Source organism: Pseudocolwellia sp. G5-9, from assembly GCF_055808995.1.
In genome coordinates this window covers 2,711,550-2,728,326 of the sequence record NZ_CM147893.1, presented here as the reverse complement: position 1 = coordinate 2,728,326, position 16,777 = coordinate 2,711,550, and the positions used below count along the sequence as shown (strand labels likewise).

Here is a 16,777-nt window from a genome sequence, read left to right as displayed (position 1 = left end):
TAACATATCAATTGTGATATTATCTCATATTAATAAAGATATTTTGATTGAGTGACAACAAATGTTAGATCGTATAGGTATAACTGCTACTAGTTTATGTGCATTACATTGCATTTTACTCCCAGTATTACTGCCTGCTTTGCCTCTATTAGGCTTAAGTTTTTTGGCTGATCATACATGGGAACATGTTTTTTTAATTATGACAGCTATTTTAGGCTCATTTGCTTTATTTTCAGGTTTTAAAAAATATCACAAGCGTCTTTATCCTTTTTATCTTTTATTTCTTGGGGTTGGGATTTATTGGATAAAACATAATTTTTCTGAAGAGCTAGAGCCATACTTTATTATATTAGGTGCATCTTTAATTGTTGCGGCGCATGTTATAAATTTAAAATTATGTAATAGTTGTAAACAATGCGCCGATGATGAGTGTCATTCTTAGCTATTAGTTAAGGTCTAGGTCTTTTAACTTTCTGGTTAGTGTATTACGTCCCCAACCTAGTTTTTTAGATGCATCTTGCTTATGACCTTGGGTAAACTGAAGCGCGCGCTCTAAGGCTATTTTTTCAAATTCAGGCAAAGCAGTATCTAGTATATTAGCATTCCCTGTTTTCAATTGTTCATCCATCCATAAGCTAAAGGCATGTTGCCAGCTTGAGGAAACAGTACTTGCTGAATCTTTTTTATTACTTAATTCGTCTGGTAGGTCTTCAATAAGTATTTCTTGTCCACTAGCCATAACGGTTAAAAAGCGACATAAATTCTCTAACTGTCTTACATTACCTGGCCAATCGCAACGCTTAAGAAACTGTTCTGCATCTTTATGTAACGATTTAGGATCTACGCTTAGTTCGTTTGCTGCCTGCATTAAAAAATGTGAAGCTAGCTGTGCAATATCTTCTTTTCTTTCTCTTAAACTTGGTAGGTGTATTCTTATAACGTTTAAGCGGTGAAACAGATCTTCTCGAAATTCATTTTTTGCTACTTGATCTTCTAAATTTTGATGTGTTGCTGCGATAATCCTTACATCAACTTGTATTGGTGAGTGCCCACCAACACGATAAAACTGTCCATCAGCTAGTACACGTAATAAACGAGTTTGGATATCTAACGGCATATCACCAATTTCGTCTAAGAATAAGGTACCATTATGTGCTTGCTCAAATCGTCCTTGTCGAATTGAGTTAGCGCCTGTAAAGGCTCCTTTTTCATGGCCAAATAATTCAGACTCAATAAGGTCTTTGGGTATTGCGGCCATGTTAAGTGGAATGAACGGACCTTTTGATCTAGGGCTATGAGTATGTAAGGCATGGGCCACAAGCTCTTTTCCTGTTCCTGATTCACCATTAATAAGAACGCTGATGCTAGATCTTGATAGGCGACCGATTGCTCTAAATACTTCTTGCATTGAAGGTGCTTCGCCAATTATTCCTACAGATAAAACCGAAGAGTCTTTTTGGCTATTTTTGGCATTTTGTTCACGAGCATGAGTTAAAGCACGCTTACTCAAAGAAATTGCTTCATCAATATCAAAGGGTTTAGGAAGATATTCGAATGCCCCCCCTTGATACGCATTAACGGCACTATCTAAATCAGAATGAGCTGTCATTATGATGACAGGTATATTGGGATGGTCTGCATTAATTTGGCTTAAAAGCGCCATACCATCAATACCTGGCATTCTAATGTCGGAAATAATAATTTCGGGTTGAGAATGATCTAATGCAGTAAGTAAGTCTTTTGCATTATCAAAAGAAGCGGCTGATAAGTTTGCTTTATTAAACGCTTTTTCTAACACCCATCGTATTGAACTATCGTCATCTACAATCCAAATCTGTTCAGTGTTCATTATGCGTTGTCTCCATGAATGGGTAATAAAATGGTAAATTCAGTTTTGCCGGGTTGGCTAGTACAAAGTAATTTACCTTGATGCTGATGGATAAGAGTTTGGCAAATCGATAAGCCGAGTCCGGTACCGTTATTTCTGCCAGAAACCATAGGATAAAAAAGGGTGTCTTGTATATCGTTTGGTATACCTGGGCCATCATCTATTATGCTTATTTGCACACCCAACTTAATGCGCTTACCATTAATTATTTGATTACTAGCCACTCTAGTTTTAAGTAAAATTGTGTTATCACTTTCTATTGCTTGAATCGCGTTATTAACAATATTAAGAATGGCTTGTTGTATTTTATCTTCGTCAAATTCAATGTCAGGTATTGATGGATCATAGTCTTTGCAAAGTTTTATTCCCTTCGGGTTATTAAAATTAACAAGCTGACTAACTTTTTCTAAAACTACATGAATATTTTGTTTTGTAATATTAGGTAGTTGATTTGGACCTAAAAGTCGATCCACAAGGTTAGTTAATCTATCTGCTTGCTCAATAATCATGGCGGTGTATTCTTTTTGTTCACCTTTTAAATCATTATCGAGCAATTGAGCTGCACCTCTTAAACCTCCTAAAGGATTTTTAATTTCATGTGCTAGACCTCGAATAAGATCTCTTGCAGACTCCCATTGTTGTTGTTGAAATGCTTCAGCACTGATCTGCTTTTGCTGATCAATTTGCTTAAATTCTAATAAAATATGAGGAGCATTATTAAATTCGATAGAAGATGCTGTTAATTCTATGGTTATTTGTGATTGATCTAAGAACTCTAAGATAACATCACCATCATTAAACTCTTGCCCAGAGGATAATAGTTGTGTGAAACGTTCTTTTTTAATCGAGGTGCTTCTAAACACATCTTCTATTGATTGGTTATATAAGGTATTTAAACTTTTTATTAATATTGCTTCGGCTGCGGGATTAATATATTGAATAACTAAATGCTGATCGAGAAGCATAACAGCTGTTACCATATGTACAGGCAGTACTTGCTGGAAGTTTTTTTTGTTTTGCTGAATTTCAAAATTATTACTTAACATTTAAATTAACTCTGAATGCACTGAGTTGGTGCGCTGCCATTGTCAGTTTATCTAAAATGAAGCAATATTACTTTATTTAAAAGTTATTTAGCTTTAATGACTGACGCGCGGTGCATATAAAAGGTGACTGGTTTTGATGATGCAATAACCTTGCCTTTTGCGTTTAATAGAACTAATTTTATTTGATGCTCGCCACGTTCTATATCTCGTAATGCAAACATTGAGTGAGTTTGAGGTGCTTTATAAGGGGTATCGTCGATAATAAGTTGAATGGTTAAACCTTGTTTGAATACAGGTATTATTCTTCCTGATACATGTACAGAGCCAGTATTGTCTCGAATAGTTGAATTGTTGGTAGGCCTGATAATCTCAACTTCAAATTTATCTTCAATTTTCTTGGGTTTAATATCTAGAATTGATGTATCTATTGAAGGTGAAATGTTTTGATTCTCTGAATTGATTTCTATTTCTTCCGCACCAGGTTTTGGGCTGTCAGAAAAGACTAATACACCCGTTTCATCTCGCCATACATATACTTTGGCTGAGGTTGCATACACTGGGGTAAGCAATGATAAGATTAACAGGAATAAAACAAATACTTTTAAAATATACAATGAGTAACGTCCAATTTCTAAATACTTATATAATCTAGCAAAATATCAGATTATTACCACAAAAAAAGCCCACCTGAGTGGGCTTTTTAATTAATTAGACAAAAAAGCTAATTAAACACTGTAGTACATATCAAACTCAACTGGGTGAGTTGTCATATTTAGTAAAGAAACTTCTTCACGTTTTAAATCTATGTAAGCGTTAATCATGTCGATATCCATAACGCCACCAGCAGTTAAAAATTCATTATCAGCTTCAAGCGCGTCTAATGCATCTCCTAGAGAAGTCGCAACTTGTGGAATTTGTGCTGCTTCTTCAGCTGGTAAGTCATATAGATCTTTATCCATAGCGTCACCAGGGTGAATTTTATTTTTAATTCCGTCAAGGCCCGCCATTAATAAAGCAGAGAATGCTAAATAAGGGTTAGCTGCAGGATCTGGGAAACGAGCTTCGATACGTACCGCTTTTGGAGATGGAACAATTGGAATACGGATAGAAGCTGAACGGTTACGTGCAGAGTATGCAAGCATAACAGGTGCTTCAAAATGAGGCACTAAACGTTTGTATGAGTTAGTTGATGGGTTAGTAAATGCATTAAGCGCTTTAGCGTGCTTGATGATACCACCAATGTAGTAAATAGCTAATTCAGATAATCCGCCGTATTTATCACCAGAGAATAAGTTAACACCATCTTTAGCAAGAGATTGATGCACATGCATACCAGAACCGTTATCACCTACTAAAGGCTTAGGCATAAATGTAGCTGTTTTTCCGTATGCGTGAGCAACGTTATGAACAACATACTTGTAAATTTGTACTTCATCAGCTTTTTTAACTAACGTATTAAAACGACAAGCAATTTCGTTTTGACCAGCAGTAGCTACTTCATGGTGATGTGCTTCAACAACTAAGCCCATTTCTTCCATTACTAAACACATAGCTGAACGAATATCTTGTGATGAATCTACTGGAGATACTGGGAAGTAACCGCCTTTAACACCAGGTCGGTGACCCATGTTACCTTCTTCATATTCAGTACCAGAGTTCCAAGCGGCTTCTTTATCATCAATTTTGTAGAATGAACCGCTCATATCTGTATGGAAACGAACATCATCAAAAAGGAAGAATTCAGGCTCTGGACCAATTAAAACAGTGTCTGCAATACCAGTAGAACGCATATACTCTTCAGCGCGATGAGCTACTGAACGAGGATCACGACTATAACCTTGCATTGTTGCAGGCTCTAAAATGTCACAACGAATGTTTAATGTAGGTGTTTCTGTAAATGGGTCAAGAACAGCTGATTCAGCGTCAGGCATCATAACCATGTCTGATTCGTTGATACCTTTCCAGCCTTGAATAGATGAACCATCGAACATTTTACCATCTTCAAAAAAGTCAGCATCTACTTGATGATGAGGAATAGAAACGTGTTGCTCTTTACCTTTTGAGTCGGTAAAACGTAAATCAACGAATTTAACATCGTTTTCTTTAATTAAATCTAAAACTGCTTGTGACATTGATAGTCTCCAGAGATATATGTTTTGTGAAAATTATAAACACAGTGTATTTACTTTATTATAGCTGAAGCTAAAACCATGCCAAATTTAAGTCTTTGATATACAATGGTTTAAGTTCGTCTAAAATGTTATTTTGCACCATTTTGGTGTTATTGTTGCTCTTTTTTGGTGCGTCGCATTAAGCCTGCTCAAGAGAACGCGTAAACATTAGCATAATGTGATTATTTATTCGAGGAATAGAAAATTATATTTCACGTTATTCGACTATATTTATGTTCATCTGTGCTGTATAATTCGCGCCCAATTATAGCCTATTGAGCAAAGAAGCCTGTGTTAGAGAAATTACGTAATGTTGCGATCATCGCCCACGTTGACCATGGTAAAACTACCCTAGTCGATAAATTATTAAGTCAATCAGGTACGTTAGACGCAAGAAGCGGTCTAGAAGAACGTACGATGGACTCAAACGATATCGAAAAAGAACGCGGTATCACCATCTTAGCGAAGAATACAGCAATTAACTGGGGAGAATACCGAGTAAACATCGTAGATACTCCTGGTCATGCTGATTTTGGCGGTGAAGTTGAACGTGTTATGTCAATGGTTGATTCTGTGCTTCTTATTGTAGATGCGCAAGAAGGTCCAATGCCACAAACTCGTTTTGTAACTAAAAAAGCGTTTGCTCAAGGTTTAAAACCAATTGTTGTTATTAACAAAATTGATAAGCCTGGTGCTCGCCCTGAATGGGTTATGGATCAAGTTTTTGATTTATTTGATAACTTAGGTGCAACGGACGATCAGTTAGATTTTAAAGTGGTTTATGCTTCAGCAATTAACGGTTGGTCTTCTTTAGAAGAAGATGTTGTTGGCGAAGATATGACTCCTTTATTCCAAACAATAATCGACGAAGTACCGGCTCCAAATGCTGATGCGGATGGCGCATTCCAAATGCAGATTTCTCAACTTGATTACAGCTCTTATTTAGGTGTTATCGGTGTTGGTCGTATTACGCGTGGTTCTGTTAAACCTAATCAACAAGTTACTGTTGAAGGTGCTAACGGTAAATTACATAACGGCAAAGTAGGTAAAGTTTTTGGTTACTTAGGTTTAGAGCGTCACGAAAGTGAAATAGCTCATGCTGGTGATATTATTGCTATTACCGGTTTGGGTGAACTTAAAATTTCAGATACCATTTGTTGTCCAAATGAAGTTGTTGCATTACCGCCATTATCTGTTGATGAACCTACTATCAACATGACGTTCCAAGTAAACACTTCACCATTCTGTGGCCAAGAAGGTAAGTTTGTTACGTCACGTAATATCAAAGAGCGTTTAGATAAAGAGCTTATTCATAACGTTGCTTTACGTGTTGAACAATTAGATGATGCTGATAAGTTTAAAGTATCAGGCCGTGGTGAACTTCACTTAGGTATATTAATTGAAAACATGCGTCGTGAAGGCTATGAATTAGCTGTTTCACGTCCTGAAGTTATTATCCGTGAAGTAGACGGTCAACTTGAAGAGCCTTATGAGTCAGTGACTATCGATGTTGAAGAAGCGCATCAAGGTCCTATCATGGAGAAAATGGGGGTTCGTAAAGCTGAATTAACTGATATGGCACCAGATGGTAAAGGTCGTATTCGTATGGACTTTATTATGCCAAGCCGTGGTTTAATTGGTTTCCAAACTGAATTTATGACATTAACGTCGGGTTCTGGTTTGATCTACCATACTTTCCTAGAGTACGGACCTCATAAAGGTGGTGAAATCGGTCAGCGCTTGAATGGTGTAATTATCGCTAACGCTACTGGTAAAGCATTAACTAACGCATTATTTAACTTACAATCTCGTGGACGTTTATTTATCGGTCATGGTGTAGATGTTTATGAAGGTCAAATCATTGGTATTCATAGCCGTGATAATGACTTAACAGTTAACGCGTTAAAAGGTAAGCAATTAACTAACGTTCGTTCTTCTGGTACAGATGAAGCGCAAACATTAACGCCACCTATTATCATGTCTTTAGAGCAAGCTCTAGAGTTTATTGATAATGACGAACTTGTTGAAGTAACACCTGATAGCATTCGTATACGTAAAAAGTTCTTGAAAGAGAATGAGCGTAAACGTGAAGGTCGTTCAGCTAAATAGTTTTTAAAATATTTATTGTAAAAGCCATTGCTAATAGCGATGGCTTTTTTTTGTCTTTAATAATAGAACAGGTAATACCAAGTTCATTAAATTATCTCACGAGAGCATGTTGACCTTTTGGGTATAAATTTGTTGTACAAATATACCGCAAAGGTCTACACATTCTAATACTCTTAAGAGATATTGTATAAAAATTAAGGTATGGGTATAAAAGCCCTATTGCTTTCTGAGTAAGTGATAACAGCCAAGTGTGTGCGACATCTCTTAAAAAAATGTAAGCAATAAAATTCAACTGACAATGTTTTATTTTTATACAGATATAAACACTTGTTTATACTGTTTTTCTTTAAATAAGTTAATTAAATTCACCTATATATTATGGAATTAATGTGCTGATAGTCTCTTTTTATGACTGGCTGAAACTATAAACCGAACTACACTTAACTTAGCTTTTATAAATTTATTAATAGAATTAACTGTTTTATTAATAGGCTAAGGTAGGTTGATAATATGAAAAAAATAGAAATGACAAGATTGAATTTACTTTTTGAAAAAATGGTATCTAACGGAGCCAATATGAAAGAACAAAGAGAGCTAACAGAGCTTTATAAAACTTTTATTGATGAGGACAGGGAAGGGGTTAATAAAGTTACGCCTTTGTATTCAGAGAAACGTGTTGGGTAATTATGGCTTAAAGCTTTCAGAAGTAAAACTTAAGCCATTACCATACTAAAATAACATCTATTCAGATGATCTATATCTTGCCGCATCAATAATTGCCCATAAATGCATAACAGGTCCTAATACCCACCCTATAAGTATGATTGTCGTTGCCCAAGCTGCTGTAGTAAATACAAAAAATAAGATGGCTGCTAATATTCTGCCTTGTACTAATTGCCCTAAGCCGGGAATGAATATATTACAAATGGCAGCTAAAACATTACCGCCCGAACCTTGATCTGACATAATTAAACCTCGTTAAATAGATATATTGATTTACTAAATTATAACCATTTATACAGAAAAGTCGTTTATCTTTATTTGTATTTACAGCTCGCCACACATTAAAAACTTACAGGCTTGGTATAATTTCGTTTCGTGTTACTAAGAATAAGTCTATCATACTATTATTGATGGACTTTTTAAAAATCGAATTGTGAAAATATGAATTTTTACGAAAAAGTAAGAAATTACGCACATTGGAAAACAATCGCAAAATTCGCTATTTACCTATTTAAAAGAGTGAAATATGAACAAATACACGTTGTTGCTGGTTATTTGTCTTATGTTACTTTAATGTCGCTAGTGCCCCTTATGGTGGTTATGTTATCTATCATGACGGCCTTTCCTATATTTTCAGATATTAAAGAGGTTGTAGAAGGGGTTATTTATAATAACTTCGTGCCAACTTCTGGCGATGTTGTTCAACATCATCTTACAGGCTTTGTTGATAATGCTTCTAAAATGTCAGCTATTGCTGTTTCCTTTCTTTTCTTATTCGCTTTACTGCTTATTTCAGCTATAGATAAAACGTTTAATCGGATATGGAACGTGAATAAACCTAGACGAATCGTCACTTCATTTTCAATGTATTGGATGGTGCTAACATTAGGGCCAATTCTTGCTGGTGGCAGCATTGTTGTTACCTCGTATATTGCGTCGTTGGTGTCTTTAGGTGATTATGATGTATACGGAGTTGCTAACATTTTTTTAAGATTATTACCTTTACTGGCTTCAGCTGGCGGATTTTTAGTTTTATATATGATTGTTCCGAACAAAATGGTAGTTTTTAAATATGCATTAACTGGTGCCGTAACTGCAGCCATTTTATTTGAGTTTGCTAAAAAAGGTTTTGCATTTTATGTAACTCAATTACCTTCATATCAAGCTATTTACGGAGCATTGGGTACCATTCCTATCTTATTTTTGTGGGTCTATCTTTCTTGGCTAGTTACCTTGGTTGGGGCTGTTTTAACGGTAGCTTTACAGGATTTTAGTGATGAACAAGTAGAACAAAATAATAAATAATGTGAGGTGAATTATGTCTAGAACACTTTTCCCTAAAATAACTGACTATAAGCAAGAATGGTTAGAAGTAGGAGATGGTCATCAATTGTATCTGGAGCAATCAGGCAATCCTGATGGCATACCTGTGTTGTATTTGCATGGTGGTCCAGGTGGCGGAACGAGTGAAAATCATCGGCGTTATTTTGATCCTAATCTTTATCGTATCATTTTGTTTGATCAACGAGGCTGCGGGCAATCTAAACCAGCTCCCAGTATTAACAATAATAATACTCAAGCCTTGGTTAATGATATAGAAAAAATAAGAGAACACTTAAACGTCACTAAATGGCTCATTAGTGGCGGTTCATGGGGAAGTACACTCGCTATGGTTTACGGTATTGCTCATCCCGAAAATGTACTAGGTTTTATATTAAGAGGTATATTTTTAGGGACGCAAGCTGAGTATGATTGGTTGTATAGGCCTGCAGGAGCACAACGTTTTTTTCCTGAATACTACAATGAATTTATTGAACATATGACAGAAGATGAGCAGTGTGACCCGCTTGCTTATTATCATAAAAAACTGCATTCAGAAAATGAAATTGCAGCTATTTCAGCCAGTAAAGATTGGTACTTATGGGAATTAAGGCTTTCTAGTTTAGAGCATCACCATATTGGTATGCTACAGGTAGAAGATGCTCATCAAGCACTATGCATGGCTAAAATATCAAGTCATTACTTTATTCAAAATGCTTTTATACAAGAGAATTATATTTTGAATAACCTTTATAAAATTAAGGATATTCCCGCTATTTTGATACATGGTCGATATGACATGGTATGCCAATTATATATTGCTCAAAAAGTTGCTGACCAATGGGATAATGCACATCTTCATGTTCTGCCTTGTGCTGGTCATAGTGGTTTTGAAAGACAAACCATAGACGCTTTTTGTAAAGCGACAGACACCATGGCTGAATTTTTAAATGAAAAAACAAAGTAAATAATTATATGATTGCGTTATTACAAAGAGTGTCGCAAGCCAGCGTTACCGTAGATGATAAAATTACCGGTGAAATAGGCAAAGGGTTATTAGTGTTTGTGGCAGTTGAGCCAACAGATTGTGAAGCAAAGGCAAAGCGTTTAGCTGAAAGAGTTGCTGGTTATCGTGTTTTTGAAGATGAACAAGGTAAAATGAACCTTAACGTAAAACAAGTTGAAGGAGAAATTTTAGTTGTCTCTCAATTTACCTTAGCTGCTGATACATCAAGAGGTATGAGACCAAGTTTTACTCATGCTGCACCAGCTGAAATAAGTAATGGCTTGTATGAAAGCTTTTGTGAAAACTTAAGATCTTTAGGGTTTAAAGTACCTACAGGTATTTTTGGTGCCGATATGAAAGTGAGCTTATTGAATGATGGTCCTGTTACTTTTAGGTTAACCTGCTAGTTATTTAACTTAAGTTCAAATTCTGTATAAAACGAGTCAAACGAATGACAAAAAACAGTGCGAGTATTATCGGATGTGGCTGGTTAGGTAAAGCGTTAACACGTGAGTTAGTGAATCTGCAGTATTCGGTCGTTGTTTCTACTCAGCATCAAGAAAAGGCAGCCGCTTTATCAGAACTAGGTGCTCAAGTTGAATGTTTTACTTTATCTAATATCAAACCAACAGCAGATGATTTTAAGTTATCTCTATTCCAACAGTCTTGTTTGATCATCGCTATACCTCCTATGATCCGTCAAGGTAAAACAGATTATCCGGATAAAATAAAGCATATTGTGCAACTTGCACAAGCAGGCAGTGTAAAGCAACTTATTATGATCAGCTCTACTGCCATTTATAATGGTTTAACTGGTGATGTAGATGAAAATGCTGAGTTAGAACTCTCTTCAGAAAAAACAGAAATTATCCATCAAGCTGAACAGCAAGCTATGGAGTTTCAAGGCGAAACTATTGTTCTAAGGTTTTCGGGTTTAGTGGGGCCAGAGAGGCACCCAGGTAAATTTTTAAAAGATGGTAGGAAATTATCAGACCCTAACGCAATCACTAATCTTATTCATCAGCAAGATGCCGTAGGTTTATTACTTGGCTTAATTAATCAACCTTATCATACCGCTATTTATAATGGTTCTAGTTATACGCATGTTTATAAGCGTGATTACTATGAAAAGGCGGCTCAGGCTATTGGCTATTCTAAACCAGAGTTTTTAGAGCCTGACCTTAAAAAAAGTGACTCACTTCAGTTAAGTAAAAAAATCATATCAAGTAAAATAAGACAAAAACTAAATTACACTTTTCAACATGATGATTTATTAATATGGTTAGAGAATCATTAGTTAACTGTTTATGATAAAATTTCACCAGTATTAGTATATTTAGTTGTAGTAAAGACTTAAATATAAATTCAATAATTTCCAATTAACCTACAGTATTTTAATAACTTATGACATGGTTCAAAAACAAAACATTTTATTTGTTTGTTGTGTTATTAACACACGTTTCTCTACTCGACCTTTTTTTTGTAACGAATAAAGGGCTAGTCTTTTTAGTGGATAAAAACCTAGAAATTAAAACGATTGTTACTCATCTTCTTATTATTTTTGTCAGTGTTGGTTTTTATGTTCTGCTTAATGTGGGTATGAGTAGTTATAGGAAAACGAATACGAAAGTGAGCGACTTTACATGGGTAATATGGTCTGTAGTGCTTATCTTAGGCATTGGTTTTGTACTGGTTTAGTGAGTTAATATTTATAGCCACTACTATGCAAAATAGGCGCTTCTTGAGTATAGAACAACTCGCACAACTTGATTGTTAGTTTGATGTAACCCATTAATAGTATTAATGAAAGGGACGTTGTGATTTAAACCTGTACAAATGAGTCGCTAAGTTCTAATCTAATTATTGTATTAATTGTGGTTTTTTCTATCGTTTTTGATTAGAAATTATATATTTTATTCCTTGTGAACAGAGTATAAATATGGACTTTTTTATTCAGCGTTTTTCTCAAACCAGCTTAGGTCTATTCCTAGGTATTCTTTTTTTTATGTCTTTTCCTGCTTTTTCTGCAACATCGGTCTCAACTTTTACAACAATAAGTTTAGCTTTTATTTTGGGATTAAGTTTCCCTGTAACACTGATCGCATTGTTGTATAAATCTAAACTCGCTTTTAAATTACGTTTTTTTATTTTGCAAACATTTAGTTTGATGGGGATATTATATTTTGTGGCCTTTTACGGGCAAGCGGGCATAACAATACCTTTAACTTTTTCGATGTTATATCTTGTGTTTCTCTATTTTAGTAAGTCACACAAACACATTGATTCGCCAATAAATATAGCAATAATTAGTCATGCTATGGTCTTGATTTTAGCGGCAACATACATAGCAGTTATTTGTTTTTACTCTAATACAAATGGTTATATTCTGTGGGTTGTGGCGAGTGGAATTGTGCTTGCGTTAATTGCCGTTAAAATTAAGTATGCTTGCGAAAATTTAGCTACTTTTATGCATGAAATTGTAATGCAATGGGGGCCTGCTTTTTATTTTTCTGTTGCGGTGTTTTTATGGGTTTATGGCGAAATTGATACGCAATGGTTCATCATAAACAGTGTGGGGTCTTATGCAATATTATTACTTATAAATTCTTGGAAAGTAATCAAAAAAATTAATAAAGAAAATGCTGAGCATGGGGGAAGGTTAGGGTTAGCACAAATGGGCTTGGCTAAAACACCAAAAGATGTTTCGACTAATTTACCTTCTCAGCAAGAAGCAGTTCAAGTTATAAATAAGTTATTAAAAAATCAAAAAAATACTAATCTTGCCATTATTGTATTTAAGCCTATCAACTTTAAACAAGTAAATAAAATATTGGGTCATCATAACTCAGACATACTACTTCTCCAGCTCGCTTACTGCTTACAAAAAAGTGTCGAAAACAATGACCGTCTCATTAATTTTAATAGTCGTAATGAGCCTATCCGTGTTGCGCGTTTACAAGGGTTGCATTTTTTAGTTGCTTTACAATTAAAAGAGAATGACACCTATGAGAATGACCTAGTCGAACAGCTTTGCCAAGAATTAATGCTTGCGGTCCCTGATGCGATGAGTTTTAAGAGTTTTTCATTAAACTTCGAATTAACTTTCGGTATTTCTTTTTTAGGTGAGCAAGGAAATGGCTTATCTCAGGTAATTGCCCATGCTGAAGATGCATTACTTTCATCAGAAAATAAGCAGCTTCCTTTAAGTTATTTTAATAAAGATGAAGTGATTTATACTGAACGTCATTTATTACAAATGGAGCGTTTGAAAAACGATATTATCGAAGATAATCTTTATTGGTATGTACAACCTCAAACACGATTAAGAGACCGAAAGCTGGTAGGGTTTGAGTTATTAGTACAATGGCATAATACTGATAATGTTCCTCTTACTTTCCAAGATTTTATTGATATAGCTGAACATAGCGGTGAAATATATTTATTAACCAAGCAAATGATCACACGAGCATTTAAGCTGATTTTAAAACTACAGAGAGTTTCAAATTATGAAACTGTTTCTATTAAATTATGGAGTCAGTATTTATTAGAACCTGATTTAGTGAGTTTTATAGAAAAACAAATAGCAACATATAATGTGCCTGCTAAATATTTAATTATAGAGTTACCCGAAGAGGTTGTGCTTTCTGCCGGCGTTAGAGCAAAGACAATTATTGATGAGCTCAAATCATTAAATATAAATATAGGAATTTCCGACTTTTCAGGAAGTTATGAGTCACTTCGTTATATAAGGAAAATGGCTGTTCATCAGGTGAAAATTGATTGTGAACATATAGGGAGAACCGATGATGACTCTGAAAAGGCGATTATTACAGCACTTGTCGATTTAACTCAGAAAATGAATTTACCCCTAATTGGTACGTCAATAAACGATAAATTAACAGAACAAGCATTTACTTTAATTGGCGGTGAACTTGCACAAGGAGATGTGGTAGATAAGGGCGTTACAACCGATAAAATAGATACTTGGGTTACCACGTGGAATGGCTTGTATAACCCAGCTTAAAGTGAAAAAAGGTTATTTAGTTTGCCATAACAATAAAATTATTATGGCAAACTAATGTAATTTTCAAATGTTAAATTGTTAAGATTAACTAATATCTAATGGATCTGGAGAGAGGATGATGCCAGTATTGTCAGCATATAAATAATCATCAGGTAAGAAGGTGACACCACCGAAATTAATGGCTAAATCATTTTCACCGGCTTCGCTTGTTGATGCGCCTACGGGGATAGAAACTAAGCTTTGTATACCAATGTCAACTTCTTCTAAAGCATCTACATCGCATACACTTCCATAACAAATAATGCCTTCCCAACCATTTTCTGCAGCTGCTTCAATAATATTAATATTAAGTAGCGCTCTGCGGGTTGAACCACCGCCATCAATAACCATAACTTTGCCTTCACCATCTGTGGCAGCAAGTTTAGCTATTAAGCCATTATTTTCGAAACACTTTATTGTAACTACTTTTCCGCCGAAAGAATGACGTCCACCATAGTTACTAAATATAGGGTCGACTACATCAACTAAATCAGTATAGATAGAGCATAGCTCGGTAGTATTATATTCCATGGGTGTTTCCTAGCGTTATGTAACAAGTTTCCTAAGAAGCTTTAGTATAACTAGCTTGAGATAAGGTTCAACTATCTATTTTTTAAAGAAGGGGCATTTAAGCACTTTTAGGTTATTGGTTTGAAGTTAATAGACTCTTCTCTACTGTTAGTGCTTGATAAACTTGTAGTATATTGCGACCAGTTAGATTCAAAATCGTTTGATAAAAGAAGTAATTCGTTATCAGAATAAATGTCGTTAAAGCCATCATCAAAGCTAAATCTATGACCATGTTTTCCTAAAGGCTCTATCGAAATAATGCGGACATTTTTTTTATGGTATACGTTAGGGATAGTTGTGGTACTTTTAGGTGAATTAGCTTTATGACATTCTGTAGGCGAGAATATTCGTAAATATTCATAATTTAATGAAAGGGTTTTATTTTGTTGAGGTGGTATATCGTTGAATACGATGTTTAATGCTTTTTGATTAGCCTTAAGTACAAATTTTGATATGTTTGACATCTTACTAATCCCACTATGAATAAATAAGAGAGAAATTTAAGTGATCAAATTTCTCTCTTATGGTTTATTAAGTTATAAAATAAAACGACTTAAGTCTTCGTTTTTCACTAACTCAGTTAAGGTGTTTTCTACGTAAGTACTATCAATCTTGATGGTTTCACCTGAACGTTCGTCAGCATTAAATGAAACTTCTTCAACAAGTCGTTCCATCATAGTGTGTAAACGACGTGCGCCAATATTTTCTGTACTTTCGTTAACTTGCCAAGCTGCGTTTGCTAATGCGCTTATGCCGTCTTCAGTAAACTCAATCGTTAATCCTTCAGTAGCCATTAATGCGATATATTGCTCAGTAAGCGATGCATTTGGCTCTGTTAATATACGAACAAAGTCTTGCGTGGTTAATGCTTTGAGTTCTACACGAATAGGTAAACGCCCTTGTAACTCAGGAATTAGGTCTGAAGGTTTACACATTTGGAATGCGCCAGAAGCAATAAACAAGATGTGATCTGTTTTGATCATGCCATGCTTAGTGCTTACTGTTGAGCCTTCTACTAAAGGTAATAAGTCACGTTGAACACCTTCGCGAGAAACGTCAGGGCCTGAAGAGTCTCCACGCTTACAGATTTTATCTATTTCATCAATAAATACGATACCGTTTTGTTCAACAGACTCAATCGCTTTTTGTTTGATATCGTCTTGATTAACTATTTTGGCCGCTTCTTCTTCTTGAAGTATTTTAAAGGCTTTTTTAATAGTTAATTTACGTTTTTTGGTTTTGTCGTTAGACATGCCTTGAAACATGTTTTGCAATTGCGACGTCATCTCTTCCATGCCAGGAGGAGCCATAATTTCAACACCCATTTGTGGTGCTGCTAAGTCTAATTCAATTTCTTTATCGTCAAGCTGTCCTTCACGTAATTTCTTACGAAATACTTGGCGAGTACTTGAATTGTTAGTTTCTTCTTCATTACCGAAAGAGTCGCGAGGATTAGGGATAAGCACATCTAAAATACGTTCTTCTGCTGCTTCTTCAGCTAAATGTTTAACGCGAGCCATTTCTTGTTCTTTCGTTAACTTAATTGCCATATCGGCAAGATCACGAATAATACTTTCAACTTCTTTACCGACATAACCTACTTCAGTAAATTTAGTCGCTTCTACTTTAATAAATGGGGCGTTAGCAAGTTTTGCAAGCCTACGTGCAATTTCTGTTTTACCTACACCTGTAGGTCCAATCATTAAAATATTTTTAGGGGTTACTTCTGCGCGCAACTCTTCATTAAGTTGCATACGACGCCATCGGTTACGTAAGGCTATAGCAACGGCTCTTTTGGCGTCACTTTGACCAACTATGTGGCTATCTAATTCGGAAACAATTTCACGAGGTGTCATGTTCGACATGCTAATTCCTTAAAAC

Annotated in this window: 17 protein-coding genes; 9 read left to right on the top strand and 8 right to left on the bottom strand. The window is 35.3% G+C overall.

Annotated elements, in window-relative coordinates; all coding sequences use genetic code 11:
• The first annotated feature begins 61 nt into the window (after positions 1–61).
• Complete coding sequence (locus AC0L5Q_RS11760; RefSeq protein ID WP_473608345.1) at positions 62–442, top strand: MerC domain-containing protein; 381 nt, start codon at positions 62–64, stop codon at positions 440–442.
• Positions 443–445: 3 nt separating this feature from the next.
• Here AC0L5Q_RS11760 and glnG read toward each other — a convergent pair whose 3' ends face one another.
• The 4 genes from glnG to glnA form a co-directional block, all read right to left on the bottom strand.
• A complete protein-coding gene (glnG, locus tag AC0L5Q_RS11755; protein ID WP_473608341.1) occupies positions 446–1,849 on the bottom strand; it encodes a nitrogen regulation protein NR(I) in 1,404 nt (467 codons plus the stop codon).
• Positions 1,849–2,934 carry a nitrogen regulation protein NR(II) gene (gene glnL / locus AC0L5Q_RS11750; protein ID WP_473608338.1) on the bottom strand — a complete coding sequence of 362 codons (1,086 nt, stop codon included), beginning with the start codon at positions 2,932–2,934 and terminating at the stop codon, positions 1,849–1,851. The genes glnG and glnL overlap by 1 nt, the downstream gene beginning before the upstream one ends.
• Before the next feature lie 83 nt (positions 2,935–3,017).
• Entirely contained in the window at positions 3,018–3,548 is a 531-nt protein-coding gene (locus AC0L5Q_RS11745) for a DUF4124 domain-containing protein (RefSeq protein ID WP_473608334.1), read from the bottom strand.
• Positions 3,549–3,659: 111 nt separating this feature from the next.
• Entirely contained in the window at positions 3,660–5,066 is a 1,407-nt protein-coding gene (gene glnA, locus AC0L5Q_RS11740) for a glutamate--ammonia ligase (protein WP_473608331.1), read from the bottom strand.
• Between the two features lie 330 nt (positions 5,067–5,396).
• On the opposite strand from glnA, the gene typA reads away from it, so the two are divergent.
• Both typA and AC0L5Q_RS11730 read left to right on the top strand, forming a co-directional pair.
• The gene (gene typA / locus AC0L5Q_RS11735) at positions 5,397–7,214 is read left to right on the top strand and encodes a translational GTPase TypA (RefSeq protein ID WP_473608328.1); all 1,818 of its coding nucleotides are present in this window, start codon (positions 5,397–5,399) and stop codon (positions 7,212–7,214) included.
• A gap of 510 nt (positions 7,215–7,724) precedes the next feature.
• Positions 7,725–7,898 (top strand): hypothetical protein, encoded by a 174-nt coding sequence (locus AC0L5Q_RS11730; RefSeq protein ID WP_473608324.1) that lies wholly within the window; start codon positions 7,725–7,727, stop codon positions 7,896–7,898.
• A 57-nt stretch (positions 7,899–7,955) separates the two neighbouring features.
• Here AC0L5Q_RS11730 and AC0L5Q_RS11725 read toward each other — a convergent pair whose 3' ends face one another.
• Positions 7,956–8,180: a hypothetical protein gene (locus tag AC0L5Q_RS11725; RefSeq protein ID WP_473608322.1), complete on the bottom strand. Its 225-nt coding sequence runs from the start codon at positions 8,178–8,180 to the stop codon at positions 7,956–7,958.
• Between the two features lie 198 nt (positions 8,181–8,378).
• On the opposite strand from AC0L5Q_RS11725, the gene AC0L5Q_RS11720 reads away from it, so the two are divergent.
• From AC0L5Q_RS11720 to AC0L5Q_RS11695, 6 genes are all read left to right on the top strand, one after another.
• Positions 8,379–9,242, top strand: coding sequence for a virulence factor BrkB family protein (locus tag AC0L5Q_RS11720; RefSeq protein ID WP_473608318.1), 864 nt, complete (start codon positions 8,379–8,381; stop codon positions 9,240–9,242).
• 13 nt (positions 9,243–9,255) lie between these two features.
• Positions 9,256–10,224 (top strand): prolyl aminopeptidase, encoded by a 969-nt coding sequence (gene pip, locus AC0L5Q_RS11715; RefSeq protein WP_473608314.1) that lies wholly within the window; start codon positions 9,256–9,258, stop codon positions 10,222–10,224.
• An 8-nt stretch (positions 10,225–10,232) separates the two neighbouring features.
• Positions 10,233–10,670, top strand: a complete 438-nt coding sequence (gene dtd, locus AC0L5Q_RS11710) for a D-aminoacyl-tRNA deacylase (protein ID WP_473608310.1) — start codon at positions 10,233–10,235, stop codon at positions 10,668–10,670.
• A gap of 44 nt (positions 10,671–10,714) precedes the next feature.
• Complete coding sequence (locus AC0L5Q_RS11705; protein ID WP_473608306.1) at positions 10,715–11,560, top strand: Rossmann-fold NAD(P)-binding domain-containing protein; 846 nt, start codon at positions 10,715–10,717, stop codon at positions 11,558–11,560.
• A 212-nt stretch (positions 11,561–11,772) separates the two neighbouring features.
• Positions 11,773–11,961 (top strand): hypothetical protein, encoded by a 189-nt coding sequence (locus AC0L5Q_RS11700; RefSeq protein WP_473608303.1) that lies wholly within the window; start codon positions 11,773–11,775, stop codon positions 11,959–11,961.
• 241 nt (positions 11,962–12,202) lie between these two features.
• A complete protein-coding gene (locus AC0L5Q_RS11695) occupies positions 12,203–14,287 on the top strand; it encodes an EAL domain-containing protein (protein WP_473608299.1) in 2,085 nt (694 codons plus the stop codon).
• Positions 14,288–14,371: 84 nt separating this feature from the next.
• On the opposite strand, the gene rraA is transcribed toward AC0L5Q_RS11695, so the two are convergent.
• From rraA to hslU, 3 genes are all read right to left on the bottom strand, one after another.
• Positions 14,372–14,857, bottom strand: a complete 486-nt coding sequence (rraA, locus tag AC0L5Q_RS11690) for a ribonuclease E activity regulator RraA (RefSeq protein WP_473608294.1) — start codon at positions 14,855–14,857, stop codon at positions 14,372–14,374.
• A gap of 107 nt (positions 14,858–14,964) precedes the next feature.
• Positions 14,965–15,360: a gamma-butyrobetaine hydroxylase-like domain-containing protein gene (locus AC0L5Q_RS11685; RefSeq protein WP_473608291.1), complete on the bottom strand. Its 396-nt coding sequence runs from the start codon at positions 15,358–15,360 to the stop codon at positions 14,965–14,967.
• Positions 15,361–15,432: 72 nt separating this feature from the next.
• Positions 15,433–16,761 (bottom strand): ATP-dependent protease ATPase subunit HslU, encoded by a 1,329-nt coding sequence (hslU, locus tag AC0L5Q_RS11680; RefSeq protein ID WP_473608287.1) that lies wholly within the window; start codon positions 16,759–16,761, stop codon positions 15,433–15,435.
• Positions 16,762–16,777 lie beyond the last annotated feature (16 nt).